Origin of the sequence: Klebsiella planticola ATCC 33531, assembly GCF_000735435.1 — a bacterium.
Lineage (GTDB): Bacteria > Pseudomonadota > Gammaproteobacteria > Enterobacterales > Enterobacteriaceae > Klebsiella > Klebsiella planticola.
Map to the genome: position 1 here is coordinate 24,327 of NZ_JMPP01000067.1, position 21,510 is coordinate 45,836.

Consider the following 21,510-nt stretch of genomic DNA (forward strand, 5'->3'; position numbering starts at 1 on the left):
ACCTCTTATTGCAAACGTTCTAATAAACGAGCCAGTTTCTTATTCCCACCGGCAATCGGCGCCCATTGATAGTGAACAACCGGCGTTCCGGCGGTCTGTAAATCGAGCGCAAAGCTGCGCAGGCCAGCATTAATCACCGACACACCCTCCAGCAGACCGGCGCGCGGGGCCGGAGCTGCTTTCCGCGGCGGGCTAATCAGCGCGGCGGCAAGTAGGGTGGCTTCAGGCAGGCTATCGATCACGGCAATCCCCACATCTTCAAGGGCTGAAATCTGACGGGAGCGGCACTGCGGATCGCTTTCGGTCCCGGTCACCGTCGCGATAACGTGCAGCGGACTATCGTCAGCCCTGGTCGCCCACGCCCGCTGGCATGCTTCGACCAGCGAGCCGGCCGGATCGGCGGTGGCACCGTAGCCAATCACCACGTCCAGCAGCAGTACGCCAACCTGAGTGTCCGCGCCCAGTTCAGCAATCAGCTGGTTGCGCAGGGAGGGATCGATCATCGGATGCGGACGGCCGACGGTGTAAAAATCATCGCCAAGATCGACGACCCGATGACCCTGCGCGTTGAGCATCATGCCCTGAGGGTGATGCGCATCGGGGGTAATCTGCAGCCGTTCTGCCAGCAGTCCTGCCGATTCAGCAGCCAGCGTACCGCCGGTGTATAAACCGCGAATCTGCTTGCCTGCCACCGCGGGAAGGCTTTCCTGACGCCGCACCACTCGTGCCAGCAGACAGGCCAGACGCCCGGCCTCGTCAAGCGTACGGGCGAACCAGACGTTTTCATCGCGTGCGGTCGGCGGCATATAGCCGAGGAATAGCGCCACCACCGGTTTCGCACTGCGCTTCATGGCGCCGATGATCTTCAGACGCACCGCCTCGGCGGGAGGCTTAGAAACAAAGGCCAGCACCTGGCTCTGCTCGTCCTGGGTCAGCATTTCCAGCGCCGTTTGTGCGCTGATGCCGCCCACTTCGGCGCTCAGATCGCGGCCGCCAAGACCAATCGCATGGCTGATCCCTTCACCGCCGAGGACAATCTGCGAGACCAGCTCCTGAATACCGGTGCCGGACGCGCCAATGACGCCGATATTGCCTTCCGGCGTAACGTTGGCGAAAGCCAGCGGCGTGCCGGCAATCATGGCGGTTCCGCAGTCCGGCCCCATCACCAGCAGCCCTTTGTCGCGGGCGCGGGTTTTGAGCGCGATTTCATCTTCCAGCGTGACGTTGTCGGAGAAGATCATGACGTTTTTCTCGCTGCTGAGCGCCTGATGGGCAAGCTCCGCAGCGTACTCCCCGGCAACGGAAATTAAGGCCATATTGGCCTGCGATAGTTTCTGCGTCGCGCTTTGCCAGCGGCGAACCACGCTCAGGCTCTGACTTTGCCCGCTCCCCTGCGCCAGGGCGGTGAGGGCCTCATCAAGACGGGCGACAATCATTTCCGTTACCGACGCATCTGCGCAATCGGTGCGGATCGCCACACAAATGTCATTTGGCGTCGCGCTGGCAAAATCGTCGTGCCAGAAGCCGGTCGTTTCCAACAGCGATTTATTTGCCGGTGTGCCCATCATGACTGAAACATCATCGACATTTTCCGACTCGCTTAGCTTGCGTGAAATAATCATTAAGCTGACCGAATCCTGAAAACAGCCCTTTTTAATAAAGGCATGAATCATAATAACTCCCCAATAATTGCACCCATTGCAATTGAATGAGCATGGTTAATCTGCAATCAGGCTAGCGATATAAAATTATCGTCGACGTGACTCAAGTCACATGGAAACTATTACACAACGCTTTCAAATAAAGCCCTGAACATTAACCAGAGTTTTTTAATGAATAGATTAACGGGGTCTCTTCTGATAAACCCTCGGTGATTATTAAATAAAATCTAACTAACTATTTTTACCAATCCAGATCACAATTTAAGTTTATTTTCCCCGTATTTTATTTGGCAGTCAGGCTCTACACCGTCGTTAAAAGGAAGACAGATGAAAGTCAGTCGGGAAACACTTCATCAGCTTATTGCCAATAAGCTGAACACAGCAGGGCTTACTCGCAATCACGCGGATATCATTGCCGATGTGCTGGTTTATGCCGATGCTAGGGGAATTCATTCGCACGGCGCGGTTCGCGTTGAATATTATGCGGAGCGTATTTCAAAAGGCGGAACCAATCGGCATCCCACCTTCACCTTTGAAAAGAACGGCCCCTGCAGCGGTATTTTGCATGCCGATAACGCCGCCGGTCAGGTGGCCGCCAAAATGGGCATGGAGCACGCGATAGAATTAGCCCAGGAAAACGGCGTGGCCGTGGTCGGCATCCGGCGCATGGGCCACAGCGGGGCCATCTCTTACTTCGCCCGGCAGGCCGCTCGCGCCGGGCTTATCGGGCTTTCTCTGTGCCAGTCGGACCCGATGGTCGTGCCTTTTGGCGGGGCGGAAATCTATTACGGAACCAACCCGCTGGCCTTTGCCGCGCCCGGCGAGGGCGACGATATTATCACCTTCGACATGGCCACCACGGTGCAGGCCTGGGGGAAAATTCTCGATGCCCGCTCGCGCCATGAAACCATTCCCGACAGCTGGGCGGTGGATAAAAACGGCGCACCAACCAGCGATCCTTTTGCCGTTCACGCCCTGCTTCCGGCAGCCGGTCCGAAAGGCTACGGCCTGATGATGATGATCGACGTCCTCTCCGGTATTTTGCTTAACCTCCCCTTCGGCCGCCAGGTCAGCTCTATGTACGACAACCTGAGCCAGGGGCGCGAGCTGGGCCAGTTGCATATCGTCATCAACCCGGCGTTTTTCTCCTCCAGCGCGCTATTCCGCCAGCATATCAGCGACACCATGCGTGAATTAAACGCCATTACGCCAGCGCCCGGATTTAACCAGGTTTATTACCCGGGGCAGAACCTGGATATCAATGAAAAAAACAGCGCCGTCAACGGTATCGAGATCGTGGATGAGATTTATGACTATCTGGTTTCGGACGCTTTATATAACCGCTCTTATGAAACCAATTCCCCGTTTGCTCAATAAATTAAAATACAGGAGTTGCGTATGGCTCATTATTTTCGACAGGCAATAGAAGAGACATTGCCCTGGCTTTCCTCTTTCGGCGCCGACCCGACCGGGGGCATAACCCGCCTGCTCTATTCGCCAGAATGGCTGCAGGCGCAGCAGGCGTTCAAACAAAGAATGAGCGAAAGCGGGCTGGAAACACGCTTTGATGAAGTGGGCAACCTCTATGGTCGCCTGCCCGGCACGCGCTTTCCCGATGAGGTTATCCTCAGCGGTTCGCATATTGATAGCGTCGTTAACGGCGGCAATCTTGACGGCCAGTTCGGCGCGCTGGCGGCCTGGCTGGCGGTTCGCTGGTTAAAAGAGACCTACGGGGCGCCGCTGCGTACCGTGGAAGTGCTGGCGTTAGCGGAAGAAGAAGGTAGCCGCTTCCCTTACGTCTTCTGGGGCAGCAAAAATATCGTCGGCATCGCTAATCCAGCGGACGTGCGTGAGATTAAAGACGCCAAAGGCGTGGCGTTTGTCGATGCCATGAAGCAGTGCGGTTTCAGCCTGCCCGCCGCCCCGCAGAAGCCGCGCCGGGATATTAAAGCCTTCGTAGAACTGCATATTGAGCAGGGTCGCGTGCTGGAAACCAACAAGCAGTCTATCGGCGTGGTCAACGCCATTGTCGGACAGCGTCGCTACACCATCACCCTTAACGGCGAGTCTAACCATGCCGGCACGACCCCAATGGGCTACCGTCGCGACACCGTCCACGCCTTTAGCCGTATCTGCTGCGAATCTATCGCCAAAGCAAAAGCCCACGGCGACCCGCTGGTGCTCACCTTCGGTAAAGTCGCCCCACAGCCGAATACCGTCAACGTGGTGCCGGGCAAAACCGTCTTCACGATGGACTGCCGCCACACCGATGCGCTTGAGTTAACGGCATTTACTGAGGTCATTGAGGCCGATATGCGGCGGATCTGTCAGGAGATGGATATCGGCATTGAGATCGACCTGTGGATGGATGAGGCTCCGGTTCCCATGGATACGAAGCTGGTAGCCCAGCTCACCGCACTTTGTGAAAAAGAGAAGGTGAATTTCCGCGTGATGCACAGCGGAGCGGGACACGACGCGCAGATTTTCGCTCCCTGCTTCCCGACCTGCATGATCTTTATGCCAAGCATCAAAGGCATCAGCCATAACCCGGCGGAAAGCACGCATATCGAGGATCTGGCGGAAGGCGTAAAAACGCTCGCCTTAATGTTGCATCAACTGGCCTGGACTGAATAAGGAAACGATCATGGGTTATTTAAATAATGTTGTTGGCTATCGCGATGATTTACTGGCCAGCCGTTCCATCGTGCGCCACGGTAATTATGCGCTGCTGACGCCGGACGGTCTGGTCAAGAACGTTATTCCGGGTTTTGAACATTGCGATGTGACTATTTTGTCAACGCCGAAATTAGGCGCCACCTTTGTTGATTATCTGGTCACGCTGCATGAAAACGGCGGCAATCAAAGCGGTTTTGGCGGCGAAGGCATCGAGACCTTCCTGTATGTGATTAAGGGGGAAATCACCGCCGGGGCGCAGGGAAAAACCTTCGCGCTGACCAAAGGCGGTTATCTTTACTGCCCGCCGGGTGAGCGGATGACTTTCAGTAATAGCCATTCAGCCGATAGCCAGCTATTTCTCTATAAGCGTCGCTATATTCCGACAGAGGGCCATGCGCCTTATCTGGTCACCGGCAACGTCAGCCAGCTGGAGCGTATTCATTATGAAGGGATGGAAGACGTTATCCTGATCGATTTTCTGCCGAAAGAGCTGGGCTTCGATATGAACATGCATATTCTCTCTTTCGAACCGGGGGCCAGCCACGGCTACATTGAAACCCACGTCCAGGAGCACGGCGCCTATATTCTCTCCGGCCAGGGAGTGTATAACCTCGACAACAGCTGGGTTCCGGTCAAGCAAGGAGACTATATCTTTATGGGCGCTTACTCCCTGCAGGCGGGATACGGCGTCGGACGGGAAGCGTTCAGCTACATCTATTCGAAAGACTGCAACCGCGACGTTGAGATCTGATGGCTGACAAGCTGCAAACGTTGGTATCGCCCGCTGGCGCGGGCCTACGGATTAAGTACAACCTTTTGTTATCGTCAATTTCGTAGGCCGGGTAAGGCGCCAGCCGTCAAAACGCGGACACAGTGTTCAAAACAGGTTGGTTATCAACCTCATAGAATTCACATTTTTGTTTAGCTATGTTGGATTTTGCCACGGTGAAAACCGTGGCATTTTTTATTCAGGCAGGCAGCGTCTGGCCAAGCTTGATAGCGCAGGCGATATTGCGCGCGCAGGCGTAAAGATTCTGCTCGCCGCGATCCAACACCTCGGCCAGCGGCGCCAGCGCGGGAAGAATGCTAAAGACTGCATCAATACCATGCTGATGCACCGCTTCAACGCCGTCACCCAGCACGCCGGCGATGGCGATAACCGGGATGCCGTGCTTTTTGGCGAGCCGCGCCACGCCAACCGGCGCTTTACCGCCGACGGTTTGCGAATCCATTCGCCCTTCGCCGGTGATCACCAGGTCCGCATCGCGCAGCGCCTCCTCCAGATGAACCGCTTCCAGCACAATATCGATGCCCGATTTCAGCGTGGCGTTAAGGAATACGCGAGCCGCCGCGCCCATCCCACCTGCCGCGCCGCCGCCGACCATCGCCGTCACATCCTGACCGGTTGCCGCCAGCAGCACCTGAGCGTAGTTTTCTAAACCGCGATCCAGGGCGGCGACCATTCCTGCGCAGGCCCCTTTTTGCGGGCCAAAGACCGCCGCCGCGCCGCGTTCGCCGAGCAGCGGATTATCCACATCGCAGGCTACGTCAATCCGGCACTCGCGAAGTCGCGGGTCGAGATCGCGTAAATCAACGTTGACCAGCCGTTCTAACGCTCCGCCGCCGAGGCCAACGCTCTCGCCGCGCTCATCAACAAAGCGTGCTCCCAGCGCCTGAGCCATTCCCATTCCTCCATCCACCGTGGCGCTGCCGCCAATGCCGAGAATAATGTGACGAACGCCGGTGTCCAGCGCGTGGCGAATCAGCTCGCCGGTACCGTAACTGGTAGCCAGCAGGGGGTTGCGTTCCCCGGGAGGAACCAGCATCAGCCCGCTGGCCGCCGCCATCTCAATAAACGCGGTTTGTCCATCGCCGCTCAGGCCATAGAAGGCGCCGACAAAATCGCCCATCGGCCCCATGACCGGCAGCATCACCATTTTACCCTCGGTGGCCTCAACCATTGCCTCCACCGTCCCTTCACCGCCGTCGGCGATCGGCAGACAGATGCACTCCGCCTGCGGGAAAATAGAGATAAAGCCCGCCTTAATCGCTTGGGCGCAGCGGCTGGCGCTTACGCTTTCTTTGAAAGAGTCTGGTGCAATAATAATTTTCATGGTTCATCCTTTTTAATGTCATTACTTAATACGATCCCAGGGAATGAGATTTTCCATCACCACCGCCAGCAGTACGCCGATTAATAAGCCGTTACCTAATAGTGGTCGAATTGTCAGGGGCAGCGTCTGGAGATAGACCGGCGGCAGGCCGATTAAAAAGATGCCGATAAATAACGGCAGCGCCAGCCGGTAGATATTTCGCGCGGTGAAGGTAATTTGTTTACTGAAAGATAAGCTGGAATATAACAACGGAAGATAGGAGACCAGCATGACCGCGCTGCTAATCGGCAAGGGCAACGTGGTAAAAAAGTGGGTCAGCGGCGTAAATAGCCCCACCAGCAGACAGCACAGGCAGCCGATAATAAACGGCTGGCGCGAGGTCTCTCCGGTTTGAGTTAATAAACCTATCGATGAAACAAAAGGCGAAAACGGCACCACGCTGAGCGGAACCGTTATTAGGGTCATCAGGCCTGATATAATAAAACTTCGTCGGTAGCGAGTATTGCTGGCGCCCTGTTCGGGATAAAAAACGTCGGTACCGCGAATAGCGCCGTAGGTATTCGTAATATTCACCAGCCCCGCCAGCAGCGCCGTCAAAATAATGCCGGGACGTAGTTCCCCGCCGTAGCCAAGTGGAAACCACTGCCAGTGAATCGGGCCGGATGCCATCGTGGCGGGCGGAGTGCGAAACAGCAGGTACCAGCCAGCCCAGCCTACGAGGGTGCCAAACAGCAGGGCATAGCGAGCGATGCCGTCCGGAAGAAAAATAATCATCCCCAGCACCAGCATCATCACCGCCAGCGCCAGGCTAAACGGCGCCAACTGAATGCCCACGTTGGCCTGAGTCGAACTAAAAGGCAGCCCGAGCATACCTTTAAAAAAGATAGTGGTGAGCTGTGCGCCGAGCAGCAGCATAAAAAAGACCATGACCGTCGGGCTGAAGAGCTTCGCCAGGCGATGACCGATGCCGCTCACGCCGATGATGATGGTGAATATCGCCGACAGAAAGATGCCAACCGCCAGGCTTGACGCAATGCTGGCAAACGGGGTGCCGCGCGCGGCTTCACCGACGGTGACGGTCAGGATAGTGCTCCACCATAGTCCCGTAGGCCCTTCCATAATCGCCCGACGATGGCCCAGCAGCGCCTGCGCCAGGCAGGCCAGCCCGGTGGTGATAAAACCGTACTGAGTCAGCGTAATCAGCGCGCTGGCAGGCAACTGAAAAGCAGACTGTAGTGTCGGCGGTACCACGACGGTGTTGCAGAAAATAAAGAAGAACCATTGAAATCCCGCCAGGGTGTTTCGTTTATTTAGCGGAAATACCACCATGATGAAATCCTGAAAAAGCGCCTGCCGTTAAACAGGCGCTAAGCATGGAATTGACCGAGGGATTTCCCGGAGGCGGCGCGGCGCGATGCGCCTGTCCGGCCTACAAAACCCGCGTGCGGCATCAGGCCCGTAGCGCGGATAAGGCATTTACGCCGTAGTCCGGGAATTCAACGGTTCCCCGTTATTGCTGATGCTTAAGGATAAATTTCCCCTTCGGCGCGTGCGGGAAGCCCTGCTCGATGTCATAGATCACATCGCCGCGCAGGAGGGTTCTGGCGATCCGCGCGCCAATCGTACGGCCGACGTAAGGGCTGACTTTATGACGATATTCGAGGTCTTCCGTCTGCAGGACGTAGCTGCTGTTCGGCTGAATAAACACCAGGTCGGCGTCTTTGCCCGGCGCGATGCGGCCCTTATGCTTCAGGCCGAAAATATCCGCGGCGTTGGTCGCCATCAGACGAGCAAACTGCGGCAAAGGCATACCACGCTTCTGCACCGCTTCATCGAACATGACGTCCATACAGTTTTGCAGACCGGCAATCCCGCCCCAGGCCTGCATGATATTGCCAGCCTTCATTTCCGGCGGGCACGGAGAGTGGTCGGATACCAGACAGTCGATCTCACCGTTGAATAGCTTTTCCCACAGCCCTTTCTGATTTTCCGCGTCGCGGATCGGCGGAGAGCACTTCGCCAGGGTGCCAATCTTTTCAAACTGTTCGGTGTCCAGCACAAAGTAGTGCGGGCAGGATTCGCAGGTGACATCCTGGCCTTCCTGACGGGCGCGCGTCACTTCGGCGACCCCTTCCGGGCTGCTGACGTGGCACACGTGCAGACGGCAACCGGCGACCTTCGCCAGATACAGAACGCGGCGGATCGCCTCAACTTCGGTGAATACCGGACGGGAGGCGACATAATCATGGGCGGTCACGCGCCCTTCTCTTTTCGCCTCTTCGCCAAGCTCATCGCAGATCAGCGCGTTTTCGCAGTGCACCAGTACCGTCTGCTTCATCTCGGCCAGCTTTTGTACGCCTTTGAAGAACTGCCAGTCGTTAACGTCGCGGAAGTCATTGTCAATCCCGCGATCGCCGCAGGTCGCGACGAAGCATTTGAAGCCCACCACGCCCACTTCATCCAGCTCGTGCAGCCGGTCCAGGCTATAGGAGACCAGGCCGCCAAGCTGTGCGGCATCAATGGTCAACTTGCCTTTCGCGGCGTCGAATTTCAGCTCAATGGTCTCTCGATCGACGGTGGCCGGCAGCTGGTTCAGCGGCATTTCGATCATCGTAGTAATGCCACCTTTTGCCGCCGCACGGGTGCCCGTTTCGTATCCTTCCCAGTGGGTACGGCCCGGCTCAGAAATATGCGTATGCGCATCGACCATCCCTGGCGAAACGATCAGACCCGTGGCATCCATGATCTGCTTCGCCTCACCCAGGTTTTCACCGATAGCGGCGATTTTGCCGTCAGCAACCGCGATATCGACCACCCGGGATTCGTTTTCCAGAATGACGGTGCCGTTTTTAATGATTAAATCAAAAGACATATAAAACTCCTTGTATGTGTACAGACGATTAAGCCGCCATACTTCTGTTTGCAGCCACGTACACCGCAATACCAATGGCTTTGGCTCTTGAAGCTTCATCCATGAAATAAACTTTCCTGGTTGTAATAAAATCAATTCACAGCATTGGGACGCGCCAGGTTATTCGGCTGGGCCCGCTTTTTCAGCAAGGCGTATGCGACAAAAGCGACAATCACGCCAACAAACCACGACACGCGGGAGAACGGTTCAAGTAGTGGAATAAATTTTCCGCCGAGCGATAAAATAACCGCCACAATGGTTACCAGGAATGCGGTAACGTTAAATCCATTATCGAAATATTTATAATCCCCCGGTGCAGTATAAAGTTCATCAAGATTAATTTGCCCACGCATGACGATAAAGTAGTGCGCCATCATTACGCCAATAACCGGGCCCAGCATGCCACCGATAACATCGAGGAAAAGATAAATACTGTCCTGATTCTCCATTAATTTCCATGGGCAGATCAGCAGGCTAATAATACTGGCGATCAGCACGCCGTTTTTATACGTCAGTTTCGTGGGGGCAATTGCCGCGATTTGATAGCCCGCCGGAATAATATTACCGGTCGCGTTGGTGGAGATCGTGGTCATTAATATCACCAGCACCGCAAAGAACGAGGCAAACAGGCTATCCCATTTCTGCACAATATCCAGTACGTTCCAGGTATCCATACCGTAATGGATACTGGCGCCGGCGATAATGCACACTCCGGCCACCGCGAACAGAATATAGGCCACCACTAAGCCAAGGGTTTGCCCAACGGCCTGCTCGCGAAACGAACGCGCGTTCTGGGTAAAGTCCGAGGCGCTCACCGCCGGCGCAGCCCAGACGGCAACCACCGCATTGATAACGACCAGGAACAAGAAGCCGGTATGTTCCGCTTTCGCCACCCCGGTCGGCAGATAGTCGAGGATTGGGCCGATCCCGACCAGCGAGATAGCCCATATAGCCATGCCGCCGAAGACAATGTAGATACAGGGGTTCAGGATTGCGGTAAATTTATTGAGCACTTTTCCGCCGCCGAAACCAATACCTACGTTAATCAGCCAGAAAACCAGAAAGGCGATCAGCCCCGGCAACGACAGTCCCAACAGCTTAAAATCGCCGCCGAGCGTCAGAAATTCGGGCCACAGTTTACCTAATAAGATCAGGAATGCCAGCGAGCCGGCATAGCATTGCAAACCAAACCACATAATTGCCGCGATGCCGCCTCTGAGCAGGCCGGGCAATAATGCCCCACGTACACCATAGGAGGCTCTTAATATCATTGCGAAGGGTACGCCGTATTTACTTCCGGCAGCACCATTACACACCATAACCAGGGCAATAATAAAAGCACTCAATATTATTGCCATCATTATGCTAAATGTTGATAGTCCGAGAATAAAAAAGCCACCAACCATCACATAATTAGGTACATTGTGTACGGATCCCATCCATAAAGTAAAATAGTTAAATGTTTTCCAGTTACGCTGCGAGGCTACTTTTGGCAGTAGATCGTCGCTATAACCCCTGGCTTTGTACAGGTCTTGAGTTTGTTCCATAATTCCCTCTTAATACGCATCGGATTACGTTTGTAGGTTTAGCTATGTGGAACAACAAATTTTAATTATTTATTTTTATTATACTGGGATTGTCTTTGACTGTATTTTGTTCTTACGCAAGGCAATTAGCGCAAACAGTATCGTTCCGGTAATAACTAACCCGGCAGACATCACAAAACTCATTTCTTTTGACCCGGTCAGGTCGGAAATAAAACCGGTGAGCGTCGGTGCGACCACCGCTGAACTCATGCCAAAGAAATTAAACAAGCTAAAGGCGCGGCCTAATGTTTTCGCTGACGCCTGCTCGGAAACGAAAGAGATAAGAATCGGGTCAACGGCCATTTTGCCCAGCAGTCCGTACAGCACCAGGCTAATCATCAGCATGGTGGTATTCGGCGACAGAACGGTAAACATCAGCATGGCCGCGGCGACAATCTCAAGCCCGAGAATAACTTTGACTTTACTGTCACGGAACTTATCCGAGAGATGGCTAAAGAACAGCGCCCCCGGCACCCCGACCACTGCCACCAGCGCGGAAGCAAAACCAATGGCGCCGCCGTCAAAGCCGCGTTCGGTCTGGAGATAAGAAGGCAGCCAGGTGACGATCAGGTAGTAGCCGTAGCAGGTGCAAAAATAGAGAAAGTAGACGCTACACAGCAGCGGCGAAAACAGCGGCGCCGATTTCTTTTCAGCGACCGGAGCGGCAGCCGCTGCGCTATCCTTATTCTCCGCTACGGCAGGCTCTTTTAGCTTGCGGCGAATCACCAGGGTAAACACGCAGAGCATCACTACCAGGATCGCGGCGACGATAAACAATACGTTTTGCCACGCCATATGCATACTTTTGACCAGAATGCTTGAGCCAATCAGGCCAATCCCCATGCCGATGGCGGAGCCGCTGTTAATGATGGCGTTCGCCAGCGCCCGGCGCTCCTGCGGCACGTTGGCCGAGGAAAGCGAATAGGCAGAACTAAAAAAGGAAGCACAGCCGGCACCGGCCAACAGCGAGCCGATATAAATCAGCGTCAGATTTCCCGCATTAGCAATACTCAATGTACCAATAATGAACAGCGAGAAACCGCACATCAACATAATTTTCTGACCCAGCTTATCGACCAGAATTCCGCAGGGAATCTGCATTCCGCAATAGGCCAGAAAATAGAAGCTGGCAATCGCGCCGATTTCAGCATTACTGACGTTGCCTAAGGACGCCTGAATTTCCGGATAAATAGGTGTTAATACGGTACGATAAATCCATATTGCCACCCAGCCCAGACTCATTACGACGACTATTTTCTTCCAATAATCGATACCCGTTTTATTGATAGTATCCATAAATTCACCCGTGAGGTTTAAAAAAACGCTGCCGGAACCGGCAGCATTTTCTCATTACGATATTTTATGATTTGCCATTAATTCCAGCGCCTGCACTAAAGACGAGTGGTCTAATTCGCTACCGCCATTGGCAGCGCAGGTATTAAATAGCTCCTGACAGGTTGCCGTATTCGGTAAATTAAGCGCCAGCGCTTTCGCGCTCTGCAATGCCAGATTAAGATCCTTCTGGTGCAGAGAAATTTTAAAGCCGGGATTAAACGTCCGGTTCAACATTCTTTCGCCATGCACTTCCAGAATACGCGAGGAGGCGAAGCCGCCCATCAGTGCCTGACGCACGCGAGCAGGATCGGCTCCGGCTTTAGACGCGAAAACCAGCGCTTCGGACACCGCTTCAATATTCAGCGCGACGATAATCTGATTAGCAACTTTGCAGGTCTGACCGTCGCCGTTACCGCCTACGTGGGTGATGTTCTTACCCAGAATATCAAACAGCGGTTTCACGCGGGCAAAGACGTTTTCATCGCCGCCGACCATAATCGAGAGCGTGCCTTCACGCGCGCCGATTTCGCCGCCGGATACCGGAGCATCCAGATAATCCGCCCCCAGTTCACGCACCTGCTGCGCAAACCGTTTGGTTTCAATCGGCGAAATAGAGCTCATATCCACGATGGTTTTCCCCTTAAGCGCCGCTGTGGCACAGCCGTGCTCGCCAAACAGAACGTCGGCAACCTGAGGGGTATCCGGAACCATGATAAAAATAATCTCCGACTGCGCCGCAACCTGCTCGGCGGTAGCCAGATGCTGTGCGCCTTGCTTGAGCAGGTCATCAGCAACCGGGCCGATGGTGGTAACGTGCAGAGCGTGGCCTGCCCTGGCAAGACGGAGCGCCATCGGGGTACCCATAATGCCCAGACCAATAAATCCCAGTTTCATAATTATCCTCTCAGAATTTCTGTTTCGATTTACCAGGGCAATAGCTATCCCTTCCTGTTGTCAGGAAATAAAACCCCTGAGTCTGGAATAATAAATACTACCCAAAGATAAATTAATAATTAGCGGTAGTGATTAAACCATGCCAGGCCCGCCTCGGTGGTGGTCAGCGGTTTATATTCGCAGCCCACCCAGCCGTCATAGCTTGATCTATCAATAAATTTAAAAAGATAATCGTAATTAATTTCACCGGTTCCCGGCTCACCGCGATTCGGATTATCAGCAATCTGTAAATGCCCAATACGATTAGCATAAGTTTGCATCGTATGGGTTAATTCCCCCTCCATCCGCTGCATATGGTAAATATCGTACTGGATTTTCAGATTATCGCTGCCGACCTCATCAATAAGCGCCAATGCCTGATGAGTGGTATTCAGATAAAAGCCCGGCATATCGAAGTAATTAATTGGTTCGATCAGCAGCAGAATACCTTCCTGCGCCAGCGCGGCGGCGGCAAAACGTAAATTCGCCACCAGTGTGGAACGGATATGATCCTCGCGATAGCCAGGCGGGGTTTTACCGACCAGGCAGTTGATTTTGCGATTGCCCAGCGCTTTGGCATAGCGAACTGCGGCGTCAACGCCTTCGCGGAACTCCGCTTCGCGCCCGGGAATACAGGCTATGCCGCGCTCCCCCGCCGCCCAGTCACCGGCGGGTAAGTTATGCAAGGTATGCTCCAGCCGGTTGTCGCTCAGCTTTTGCTTTAATACCTCGGGCGCATAGTCATACGGGAACATAAACTCAACGGCGCGAAAACCGCAGGCCGCCGCTTTCTCAAAGCGATCCAGAAAATCATATTCCAGAAATAACATCGAAAGGTTGGCAGAAAAGCGCAACATAGGTTCACCTCATTTATTCATATTTCATAAAGCAGGTTTCGGTTGGCGCATCGATGGCGCTATCGGCAACATCTTCAAACTCCATCACGTTATCCAGCTCGCTACCCATCGAGATATTGGTGACGCGTTCAAGGATCACTTCCACGACAACCGGCACGCGATACTCTTTCATCCAGGCTTTCGCCTGCGCAAAGGCGGGCGCAATATCCTCCGGCTTGAAGACGCGAATCGCTTTGCAGCCGAGACCTTCAGCAACCTTGACGTGATCGACGCCGTAGCCGTTCACTTCGCTGGAGTTGATATTTTCGAACGCCAGCTGGACGCAGTAATCCATATCGAACGCGCGCTGCGACTGACGAATCAGGCCCAGATAGGCGTTGTTCACCAGCACGTGGACGTAAGGAATATTGAACTGCGCGCCCACCGCCAGCTCTTCAATCAGGAACTGGAAGTCGAAGTCGCCGGAGATGGCCACCACGTTACGCTCCGGGTCGGCGGCGCAAACACCCAGCGCGGCAGGAAGTGTCCAGCCCAGTGGCCCGGCCTGGCCGCAGTTGATCCAGTGGCGATCTTTAAATACGTGCAGCATCTGTGCGGCGGCGATTTGCGACAGGCCGATGGTGGTGACGTAGCACACGTCGCGACCAAAGGCTTTGTTCATCTCTTCATAGACGCGCTGCGGTTTGACCGGCACGTTATCGAAGTGGGTTTTACGCAGCAGCGTACGCTTGCGCTCCTGACACTCGGCAACCCAGCGCTCGCGGCGCGGCAGGCGGCCCTCTTTTTGCATCTGCTGCGCGATATCCACCAGCTGAGCCAACGCCGCTTTAGCATCGGACACGATGCCTAAATCCGGGCACAGCACGCGGCCAATCTGCGTCGGTTCGATATCGATATGGATGATTTTGCGACCTTCGGTGTACTTCTCAACCGAACCGGTATGACGGTTGGCAAAGCGGTTACCGATACCGAACACCAGGTCGGAGGCCAGCAGCGTGGCGTTGCCGTAGCGATGCGCGGTTTGTAAGCCGACCATCCCGGCCATCAATTCGTGGTCATCCGGGATACAGCCCCAGCCCATCAGCGTCGGGATCACCGGAACATGCGTAATTTCAGCAAATTGCTGTAGCAACGCTGCGGCATCGGCATTAATCACCCCGCCGCCGGCGACAATCACCGGACGTTCCGCCATCAGCAGCATCGCCAGCGCGCGTTCGATCTGCGGACGAGTTGCCACGGGTTTATAAGCCGGGAGCGGTGCATACAGCTCGGGGTCAAACTCGATTTCCGCCACCTGAACATCATAAGGCAAGTCGATCAACACCGGTCCCGGTCTGCCGGAACGCATCAGATGGAAAGCCTGCTGCAGCACGCCCGGTACCAGCGCCGCTTCGCGTACGGTAACCGCCATTTTGGTCACGGGCTTAGCGATGGATTCAATATCGACCGCCTGGAAATCTTCTTTATGTAGACGCGCGCGCGGCGCCTGGCCGGTAATGCACAAAATAGGAATGGAGTCCGCAGAGGCAGAGTACAGCGCGGTGATCATATCCGTTCCCGCCGGGCCCGATGTTCCCAGACATACGCCGATATTACCGGCAGTGGCACGCGTATAGCCTTCTGCCATATGGGACGCGCCTTCCACGTGGCGAGCCAGGATATGGCGGATCCCGCCGTGCTTACGCATCGCAGAGTAGAAGGGGTTAATCGCCGCGCCAGGTACGCCGAATGCGGTGGTAATCCCTTCTTTTTCGAGTACATACATTGCCGCGTCGACGGCTCTCATTTTTGCCATTTTTTACTACCTCACTATATTGGAAAGTTTTTCCAAACTTGAATAAAGCCCAAAAATTCCCGCTCCTCAGAGCGGGTCGGTTCGGCGATCACTCTGCCTGAGGTTTTAGTCCCAGCGCGGTGCTGATATTCCTTGCCGTCTCCCTTACCAGCTCTCCCTGGCTGACAAAACGGTCCGGGGTTAAACGGGACGCCGGTCCGGAAATCGAAATCGCCGCCACCACGGATCCCACATCATCATAAACCGCTGAAGCAATACAGTTTAATCCTGTCACGTGCTCTTCCTGGTCAATGCTGTAGCCGCGAGCGCGCGCCTCATCCAGATTTCGCTGCAGGACCGGTAAATCCACGATCGTCGTCGGCGTAAAGCGCTGCAGTCCGGTCTTTACAATCACATCAACCAACTCATCCGGGGACAGCGGATACAGCAGCGCCTTTCCGGCCCCTGAAGCATGCAGCGGTAGCCGGCTGCCGAGCGGCGCGCACATCCTTACCATCGATTTGCACTCCTGCTGGCCAATCAACACCGCTTCGTTGCCGTTGCGAATCGCCACGTTTACCGTTTCCCCCGACATCAACATCAGCCGCCGCATAAAGGGTCCGCCAACGGATAAAACATCCCGGTTGTGGATGTAAGCCGAGCCGATATTGAATGCGCCAAGCCCGATGTGCCACCAGCCTAACTGCGCGTCCTGATAGACAAAATCGGCGCCCTCCAGCACTTTTAGCAGGCGAAAAGTGGTTGATAACGGTAAGTCCAGATTCAGGGAAATATCGCTGACCGATGAGCTGCCGCCGCTCTTTTCAAGGTATTGCAGTATCGCAATCCCTCTCTCCAGCGCCTGTGCGCCTTTTTGCGCGGAAGGCTCCTGTTGGCCCGGCCTTCCCCGCCTTCTCACTTCTGTCATACCTCGATTATCTCCGGCTCAAAACCTGAGCATAAATAGTGTGTAAGCACCCACATGTTATGCAAGATAATCGACAGCGTCACGTGCAACATCACGCAAAGCTCAACTCCACAGCCGGGATCTCCACGACATCGCAGTTATCTTTTCCGCCGCGATCGACAGTTAAAAAATCGGTTTCGCTCTGCCAGGCAAACAGCGGGTGATGCCAGACATTACGATGATAATTTACTCCCTGACGGCCATTGGAGATAAACGCACGCAGCGTGGTCATGTCCGGCTCATCGCCTCCTGCCGCGACCACCACGACAAAGGCTTCGCCGTTCATCGGCACAAACGCCTGGGTGCCCAGCGGATGACGTTCCAGCTCGGTGACGACAATCGGCAATACCGCCGGCTGGGCCCGATTAATACTGATTAGCGTGCGATCCTGCTGCAGGGTCTCCACCATGGCCAGATCGTGAAAACGCTGCACTTTGCCATCATTAATATGAAAAAAATCCTGCCCTTCCGTTTCGATAACGTCCCCATAGGGGCGGAATGCTTCGCGCGTCAGCGGCAATACTTCTAGCTTCATTGCAATATTCCTTAGTCATTAAAAACCGTCGCCCTCCTCATACCTTGAGGGTGATAGATGTACCGGTCAATTCATGGCCATCTCAAAGTGGTATTAACTATAAGTTGGAATAATTTTCCAAAACCTGATTTAAGCCACATAATTGAAAAGGTTATTGTGAAAAGATACTTAAAAATCATGGGTGAATTATTAAATTACGAGGAATAAGGCGATGCTAGACCCCGAAACACTACGCACCTTTGTCAGCGTCGCGGAGACCGGTAGCTTCTCCAGAGCAGCCGAAAAACTCTATAAAACCACCGCCACAATTAGCTATCGCATCAAACTGCTGGAAGATAACATTGGCGTCGCGCTCTTTTCGCGCACCACGCGCAGCGTCCTGCTGACCCCTGCAGGAATGCATCTTCTGGCGCAGGCCAGAGAGTGGCTGGGCTGGATTGACAGCATGCCCGGCGAGCTACAGCAGATTAACGACGGCGTGGAGCGCCAGGTCAATGTTGTGGTGAATAACCTGATGTATGACCCTCAGGCCATTGCGCGGCTGTTGGCCTGGCTCACCCAGCGTTACCCTTTTACGCAATTTCATTTTTCACGACAAATTTATATGGGCGTCTGGGATACGCTCCTGCACGATGACTTTTCGCTGGCCATCGGTGTCACTGGCACCGAACCGTTAGCGGAAAATATTGCCGTCAACTCGCTGGGCGAAGTGACCTGGCTATTCGTGATGTCGCCGCATCATCCACTAAGCCAGCAAACCGACCCGCTGTCAGAGGCCCAGCTGCGCCGCTATCCTGCGGTCAATATTGAAGACAGCGCGCGGCGATTGACAAAGCGCGTCGCCTGGCGCCTGCCGGGACAAAAAGAGATCGTGGTTCCCGATATCGAAACCAAAGTCGCCGCCCATATCGCCGGCGTCGGCATCGGCTTTTTACCCGAACCGCTGTGCCAGCCGCTTATCGCTCGCGGCGAACTGGTGTCCCGGCAGATACCGACCATGCGTCCCCCCTCTCCTCTGAGCCTCGCCTGGCGTAAAGATCATCATGGTAAAGCGGTGCAGGATATCGTCTCGCTATTCGGTCACTCCGCCCCGGAAATCCAGGGATTCCTGACGCTATTCAGCGATACACCGTGAAAAATCAATCCAGCCTGCCGCTCACCGCGTACAATAGGAGGATTATCGCGTCGAGCGACGCGTCTGAATGGCTTAACGGTTTAAATGATGGAATTAGTACCACAGAATATTCGGCAGATTCTCGCCAGCAATACGCCGCTGATTGACGTCCGCGCCCCGATCGAATTCCGCCAAAGCGCACTTCCCGCGGCACTGAACCTGCCGCTGATGGACGACGCCGAGCGCGCCGCCGTCGGCACCTGCTATAAACGCCACGGCGCAGACGCGGCCTTAGCGCTGGGCCATCAGTTAGTCAGCGGCGAGGTGCGGGAAAAGCGTCTCGCCGCATGGCGCGACGCCTGCTTACGTTATCCGCAGGGCTATCTGTGCTGCGCCCGCGGCGGTCAGCGTTCGCATATCGTCCAGCAGTGGCTGAAGGAAGCGGGCGTGGATTACCCCCTGATCGTCGGCGGCTATAAGGCGCTGCGCCAGGCCGCCATCCGGCTCACCGAAGAGCTGGTGCAGCGCCCTATCGTGCTGATCGGCGGCTGTACCGGCAACGGCAAGACCCAGTTGGTCTGCTCCCGACCCGACGGTATCGATCTGGAGGGGCTCGCCCACCATCGCGGCTCATCGTTCGGCCGCACGCTGCATGAACAGCACGCCCAGGCAACATTTGAAAACCATCTGGCGGTGGCGATGTTGAAAACAGCCGGGCAGCATCGCCGCTGGGTGCTGGAAGATGAAGGACATATGATCGGCGCAAACCACCTGCCGGCATGCATGCGTGAGCGCATGGCGCAGTCGCCGCTGGCGGTAGTGGAAGACCCGTTTGAGATCCGCCTGGAGCGCCTGCGGGAAGAGTATTTTGACCGTATGCACCGTGATTTTATTGATGCTTTCGGTGAAGAGAAAGGCTGGCAGGAGTACAGCGAGTATCTGCATCACGGTCTGTTTGCCATTCGCCGTCGCCTGGGGCTACAGCGTTTTGCCCAGCTCACTACCCTGCTTGATGAGGCGCTGGCTTCGCAGCAGCGAGGCGCCACGACCGATGCCCATTTTACCTGGCTGGTGCCGCTGCTGAAAGAGTACTACGACCCGATGTATCGCTATCAGCTGAGTAAAAAAGCGGAAAAAATTATCTTTCGCGGCAGCTGGAATGACGTCGCCTCCTGGCTGGCGAAGTAATCAAACGCCCTACTGCCCGGCTTGCGGCGAAAACGCCTTAGCCGGGCTAAAGGTCCGCCGATGGCGGTAAGCCTGCAGCCCCGGTAAGCGCAGCACCACCGGGGAATATGCCTGTAGCCCCGGTAAGCGCAGCGCCATCGGGGAGCCGCAGCCGCTTAGAAGTCGTAGCGCAGACGCACCAGGTTCATATCTCCCAGGTTGTCGGTGCTGGACGTAAAGACGTGCTCATAATCAACGCGGAAACCGTAATCCAGCTGGAAGCTGATCCCCAGTCCGTTATCAATTCGCTGATAGTTACGGCCGTTGACGTACTCCAGGCGGTCGCCCATAAAGTATGGCTGAATCGTTTTCACCGCGTACTGACCAATCGGGAAGGTATAACCGGCGAAGTACTCAATCCCCCAGGCATCCCCGGCGAAATAGTCGTAAACATCGGTTTTTTTGGTGGTCATAAAGTTCTGATACCAACCGCCACCGAAGGAGAAGGTCCAGTTATCCGGCTTCCAGCTCAGCGCCGTACCGAGGATATTCTGATCATAGGTTTTGTTGTCTGCTGTTGACGGGTCGCGCATCTCGGCACGGGTGTAGTTCCACGCGGTCCCCCAGGTCAGATCCCTGGTGATGTGATAATCCACGCCCACGGAACCGCCGCCTTTACGCTTATAGCGCAGGCCATTGCCCGGCAGATATTCATTATCTTCAAACAAATAAGAGGCATAGAGGTCAACGTCACCCGCCGTTTTCTTATATTTCAGCATATTACGGGAACGGTACGAACCATCGTAGTCGCCGTTGATGCCGTTACCCGGCGCCTGGGCGATCATGTCGTAATCCCAGATATCGGTTTTCGCCCCAACCACATCGTAGTAAATACTGTTTTGCTGACCGTAGGTTAATGTCCCCCAGGTGTCGCTCTTCAGCCCGGTGTACAACATACGGCGGGTCGTATTATTGGCGCCTTCCGCATAGTGGTTATCCCAGTCAAACAATGCCGGAATATTGACCCCCAGCTCGTAATAGCTGATCCAGCTGATATCATCAAACAGATAATAATCAGCGGCGAAGCGGAAACGGGTCCCGCCATCAAAACCATTACGTTTATAAGACCCTTTATCGCCGTCGCCGGACATCATGTTGAACTGCGGACGAATACTCCCGCCGACGGTAAAGTTCAGGCGGCTCAGCGGATCTCCGGCCTGCGGGTCCTGTTTCAGTAACGTAATCTCAGCCTGGGATGCGAAAGAGGTTAACGCCAGTGCTGCGCCGATCGTCATCGCCAGCGTTTTTATTTTATGTGCCATGCTTTTTCCTTGAGTAATAAGCAACCTTATAGTTTCCAGCTGAATATTAACCGTGATTTGGCATGACGTGTTGTTGGGTTTTTAATGTTTAGTGCTCTTAAAAATCAGTTGGTTATCATTTTGTGCGCTTAAAAAATCAGCGATTATCATTTCATCGTTCTGTCATTAAAATGAAGTACTGACGCTCAAACATTATCCATGGAGGAATTATGTCGAAAAAACTACTGCAGCTGCACTTTGCCTTTAACGGCCCCTTCGGCAGCGAGATGTCCCGCCAACTCGTGGAGCTGGCCGAGTCGATCAATCAGGAGCCGGGGTTTATCTGGAAGGTCTGGACGGAAAGCGAAAAGAACCACGAGGCGGGCGGGATCTATCTTTTCGAGGATGAAGAGACCGCCCTCGCTTACCTCAATAAGCATACCGCGCGCCTGAAATCGCTCGGCGTTGATGAGGTTATCGGCAAAGTTTTCGACGTCAATGAACCGCTCACCGCACTGAACCACGGTCATCTGCAGTAGCGTTCATTTCGCGACGGAGCTCGTATTTTTGCCGGGTGGC

The 21,510-nt window shown here is 54.7% G+C and carries 19 protein-coding genes; 6 read left to right on the forward strand and 13 right to left on the reverse strand.

Annotation, left to right across the window (positions count from 1 at the left end; translation table 11 throughout):
- Positions 1-5 precede the first annotated feature (5 nt).
- Entirely contained in the window at positions 6-1,673 is a 1,668-nt protein-coding gene (locus GRPL_RS02070; RefSeq protein WP_032700655.1) for an acyl-CoA synthetase FdrA, read from the reverse strand.
- Between the two features lie 315 nt (positions 1,674-1,988).
- Here GRPL_RS02070 and allD point away from each other — a divergent pair, with 315 nt between their 5' ends.
- The 3 genes from allD to allE are packed head-to-tail and all read left to right on the forward strand — an operon-like array spanning position 1,989 to position 5,088.
- A complete protein-coding gene (gene allD, locus GRPL_RS02065; RefSeq protein ID WP_032700656.1) occupies positions 1,989-3,038 on the forward strand; it encodes an ureidoglycolate dehydrogenase in 1,050 nt (349 codons plus the stop codon).
- 21 nt (positions 3,039-3,059) lie between these two features.
- Complete coding sequence (allC, locus tag GRPL_RS02060; protein ID WP_032700657.1) at positions 3,060-4,295, forward strand: allantoate deiminase; 1,236 nt, start codon at positions 3,060-3,062, stop codon at positions 4,293-4,295.
- A gap of 10 nt (positions 4,296-4,305) precedes the next feature.
- Positions 4,306-5,088 carry a (S)-ureidoglycine aminohydrolase gene (allE, locus tag GRPL_RS02055; protein ID WP_032700658.1) on the forward strand — a complete coding sequence of 261 codons (783 nt, stop codon included), beginning with the start codon at positions 4,306-4,308 and terminating at the stop codon, positions 5,086-5,088.
- Positions 5,089-5,305: 217 nt separating this feature from the next.
- On the opposite strand, the gene glxK is transcribed toward allE, so the two are convergent.
- The 10 genes from glxK to allA form a co-directional block, all read right to left on the reverse strand.
- A complete protein-coding gene (glxK, locus tag GRPL_RS02050; protein WP_032700659.1) occupies positions 5,306-6,451 on the reverse strand; it encodes a glycerate 3-kinase in 1,146 nt (381 codons plus the stop codon).
- Positions 6,452-6,472: 21 nt separating this feature from the next.
- Entirely contained in the window at positions 6,473-7,780 is a 1,308-nt protein-coding gene (locus GRPL_RS02045) for a uracil/xanthine transporter (RefSeq protein WP_032700660.1), read from the reverse strand.
- Between the two features lie 181 nt (positions 7,781-7,961).
- Positions 7,962-9,323, reverse strand: coding sequence for an allantoinase AllB (gene allB / locus GRPL_RS02040; protein ID WP_032700661.1), 1,362 nt, complete (start codon positions 9,321-9,323; stop codon positions 7,962-7,964).
- A 131-nt stretch (positions 9,324-9,454) separates the two neighbouring features.
- Positions 9,455-10,909 carry an allantoin transporter gene (locus tag GRPL_RS02035; RefSeq protein WP_032700662.1) on the reverse strand — a complete coding sequence of 485 codons (1,455 nt, stop codon included), beginning with the start codon at positions 10,907-10,909 and terminating at the stop codon, positions 9,455-9,457.
- A gap of 78 nt (positions 10,910-10,987) precedes the next feature.
- Positions 10,988-12,244, reverse strand: a complete 1,257-nt coding sequence (locus GRPL_RS02030; RefSeq protein WP_032700663.1) for an MFS transporter — start codon at positions 12,242-12,244, stop codon at positions 10,988-10,990.
- 54 nt (positions 12,245-12,298) lie between these two features.
- Positions 12,299-13,177, reverse strand: coding sequence for a 2-hydroxy-3-oxopropionate reductase (gene glxR, locus GRPL_RS02025; RefSeq protein WP_032700665.1), 879 nt, complete (start codon positions 13,175-13,177; stop codon positions 12,299-12,301).
- A gap of 119 nt (positions 13,178-13,296) precedes the next feature.
- Entirely contained in the window at positions 13,297-14,073 is a 777-nt protein-coding gene (hyi, locus tag GRPL_RS02020) for a hydroxypyruvate isomerase (RefSeq protein WP_032700666.1), read from the reverse strand.
- Positions 14,074-14,086: 13 nt separating this feature from the next.
- Positions 14,087-15,868 carry a glyoxylate carboligase gene (gene gcl, locus GRPL_RS02015; protein ID WP_032700667.1) on the reverse strand — a complete coding sequence of 594 codons (1,782 nt, stop codon included), beginning with the start codon at positions 15,866-15,868 and terminating at the stop codon, positions 14,087-14,089.
- A gap of 88 nt (positions 15,869-15,956) precedes the next feature.
- Positions 15,957-16,775, reverse strand: a complete 819-nt coding sequence (gene allR / locus GRPL_RS02010; protein ID WP_032700668.1) for an HTH-type transcriptional repressor AllR — start codon at positions 16,773-16,775, stop codon at positions 15,957-15,959.
- A 91-nt stretch (positions 16,776-16,866) separates the two neighbouring features.
- Positions 16,867-17,349, reverse strand: coding sequence for an ureidoglycolate lyase (gene allA / locus GRPL_RS02005; RefSeq protein ID WP_032700669.1), 483 nt, complete (start codon positions 17,347-17,349; stop codon positions 16,867-16,869).
- Positions 17,350-17,560: 211 nt separating this feature from the next.
- Here allA and allS point away from each other — a divergent pair, with 211 nt between their 5' ends.
- Both allS and mnmH read left to right on the forward strand, forming a co-directional pair.
- A complete protein-coding gene (gene allS / locus GRPL_RS02000; RefSeq protein ID WP_032700670.1) occupies positions 17,561-18,484 on the forward strand; it encodes an HTH-type transcriptional activator AllS in 924 nt (307 codons plus the stop codon).
- 87 nt (positions 18,485-18,571) lie between these two features.
- Positions 18,572-19,651, forward strand: a complete 1,080-nt coding sequence (gene mnmH / locus GRPL_RS01995; protein ID WP_032700671.1) for a tRNA 2-selenouridine(34) synthase MnmH — start codon at positions 18,572-18,574, stop codon at positions 19,649-19,651.
- A 9-nt stretch (positions 19,652-19,660) separates the two neighbouring features.
- Here mnmH and GRPL_RS28465 read toward each other — a convergent pair whose 3' ends face one another.
- Both GRPL_RS28465 and GRPL_RS01990 read right to left on the reverse strand, forming a co-directional pair.
- A complete protein-coding gene (locus tag GRPL_RS28465) occupies positions 19,661-19,789 on the reverse strand; it encodes a hypothetical protein (protein WP_265597016.1) in 129 nt (42 codons plus the stop codon).
- Between the two features lie 17 nt (positions 19,790-19,806).
- Entirely contained in the window at positions 19,807-20,952 is a 1,146-nt protein-coding gene (locus GRPL_RS01990) for a porin (RefSeq protein ID WP_032689174.1), read from the reverse strand.
- 209 nt (positions 20,953-21,161) lie between these two features.
- On the opposite strand from GRPL_RS01990, the gene GRPL_RS01985 reads away from it, so the two are divergent.
- The gene (locus GRPL_RS01985; protein ID WP_004858861.1) at positions 21,162-21,470 is read left to right on the forward strand and encodes a monooxygenase; all 309 of its coding nucleotides are present in this window, start codon (positions 21,162-21,164) and stop codon (positions 21,468-21,470) included.
- The last annotated feature ends 40 nt before the right edge of the window (positions 21,471-21,510 follow it).

What these genes read in the sequence shown, in the direction of transcription:
- GRPL_RS02070 (WP_032700655.1), bottom strand. Translation starts at nt 1,673, where the DNA reads ATGATTCATGCCTTTATTAAAAAGGGCTGTTTTCAGGATTCGGTCAGC.
- allD (WP_032700656.1), top strand. Translation starts at nt 1,989, where the DNA reads ATGAAAGTCAGTCGGGAAACACTTCATCAGCTTATTGCCAATAAGCTG.
- allC (WP_032700657.1), top strand. Translation starts at nt 3,060, where the DNA reads ATGGCTCATTATTTTCGACAGGCAATAGAAGAGACATTGCCCTGGCTT.
- allE (WP_032700658.1), top strand. Translation starts at nt 4,306, where the DNA reads ATGGGTTATTTAAATAATGTTGTTGGCTATCGCGATGATTTACTGGCC.
- glxK (WP_032700659.1), bottom strand. Translation starts at nt 6,451, where the DNA reads ATGAAAATTATTATTGCACCAGACTCTTTCAAAGAAAGCGTAAGCGCC.
- GRPL_RS02045 (WP_032700660.1), bottom strand. Translation starts at nt 7,780, where the DNA reads ATGGTGGTATTTCCGCTAAATAAACGAAACACCCTGGCGGGATTTCAA.
- allB (WP_032700661.1), bottom strand. Translation starts at nt 9,323, where the DNA reads ATGTCTTTTGATTTAATCATTAAAAACGGCACCGTCATTCTGGAAAAC.
- GRPL_RS02035 (WP_032700662.1), bottom strand. Translation starts at nt 10,909, where the DNA reads ATGGAACAAACTCAAGACCTGTACAAAGCCAGGGGTTATAGCGACGAT.
- GRPL_RS02030 (WP_032700663.1), bottom strand. Translation starts at nt 12,244, where the DNA reads ATGGATACTATCAATAAAACGGGTATCGATTATTGGAAGAAAATAGTC.
- glxR (WP_032700665.1), bottom strand. Translation starts at nt 13,177, where the DNA reads ATGAAACTGGGATTTATTGGTCTGGGCATTATGGGTACCCCGATGGCG.
- hyi (WP_032700666.1), bottom strand. Translation starts at nt 14,073, where the DNA reads ATGTTGCGCTTTTCTGCCAACCTTTCGATGTTATTTCTGGAATATGAT.
- gcl (WP_032700667.1), bottom strand. Translation starts at nt 15,868, where the DNA reads ATGGCAAAAATGAGAGCCGTCGACGCGGCAATGTATGTACTCGAAAAA.
- allR (WP_032700668.1), bottom strand. Translation starts at nt 16,775, where the DNA reads ATGACAGAAGTGAGAAGGCGGGGAAGGCCGGGCCAACAGGAGCCTTCC.
- allA (WP_032700669.1), bottom strand. Translation starts at nt 17,349, where the DNA reads ATGAAGCTAGAAGTATTGCCGCTGACGCGCGAAGCATTCCGCCCCTAT.
- allS (WP_032700670.1), top strand. Translation starts at nt 17,561, where the DNA reads ATGCTAGACCCCGAAACACTACGCACCTTTGTCAGCGTCGCGGAGACC.
- mnmH (WP_032700671.1), top strand. Translation starts at nt 18,572, where the DNA reads ATGGAATTAGTACCACAGAATATTCGGCAGATTCTCGCCAGCAATACG.
- GRPL_RS28465 (WP_265597016.1), bottom strand. Translation starts at nt 19,789, where the DNA reads ATGGCGCTGCGCTTACCGGGGCTACAGGCATATTCCCCGGTGGTGCTG.
- GRPL_RS01990 (WP_032689174.1), bottom strand. Translation starts at nt 20,952, where the DNA reads ATGGCACATAAAATAAAAACGCTGGCGATGACGATCGGCGCAGCACTG.
- GRPL_RS01985 (WP_004858861.1), top strand. Translation starts at nt 21,162, where the DNA reads ATGTCGAAAAAACTACTGCAGCTGCACTTTGCCTTTAACGGCCCCTTC.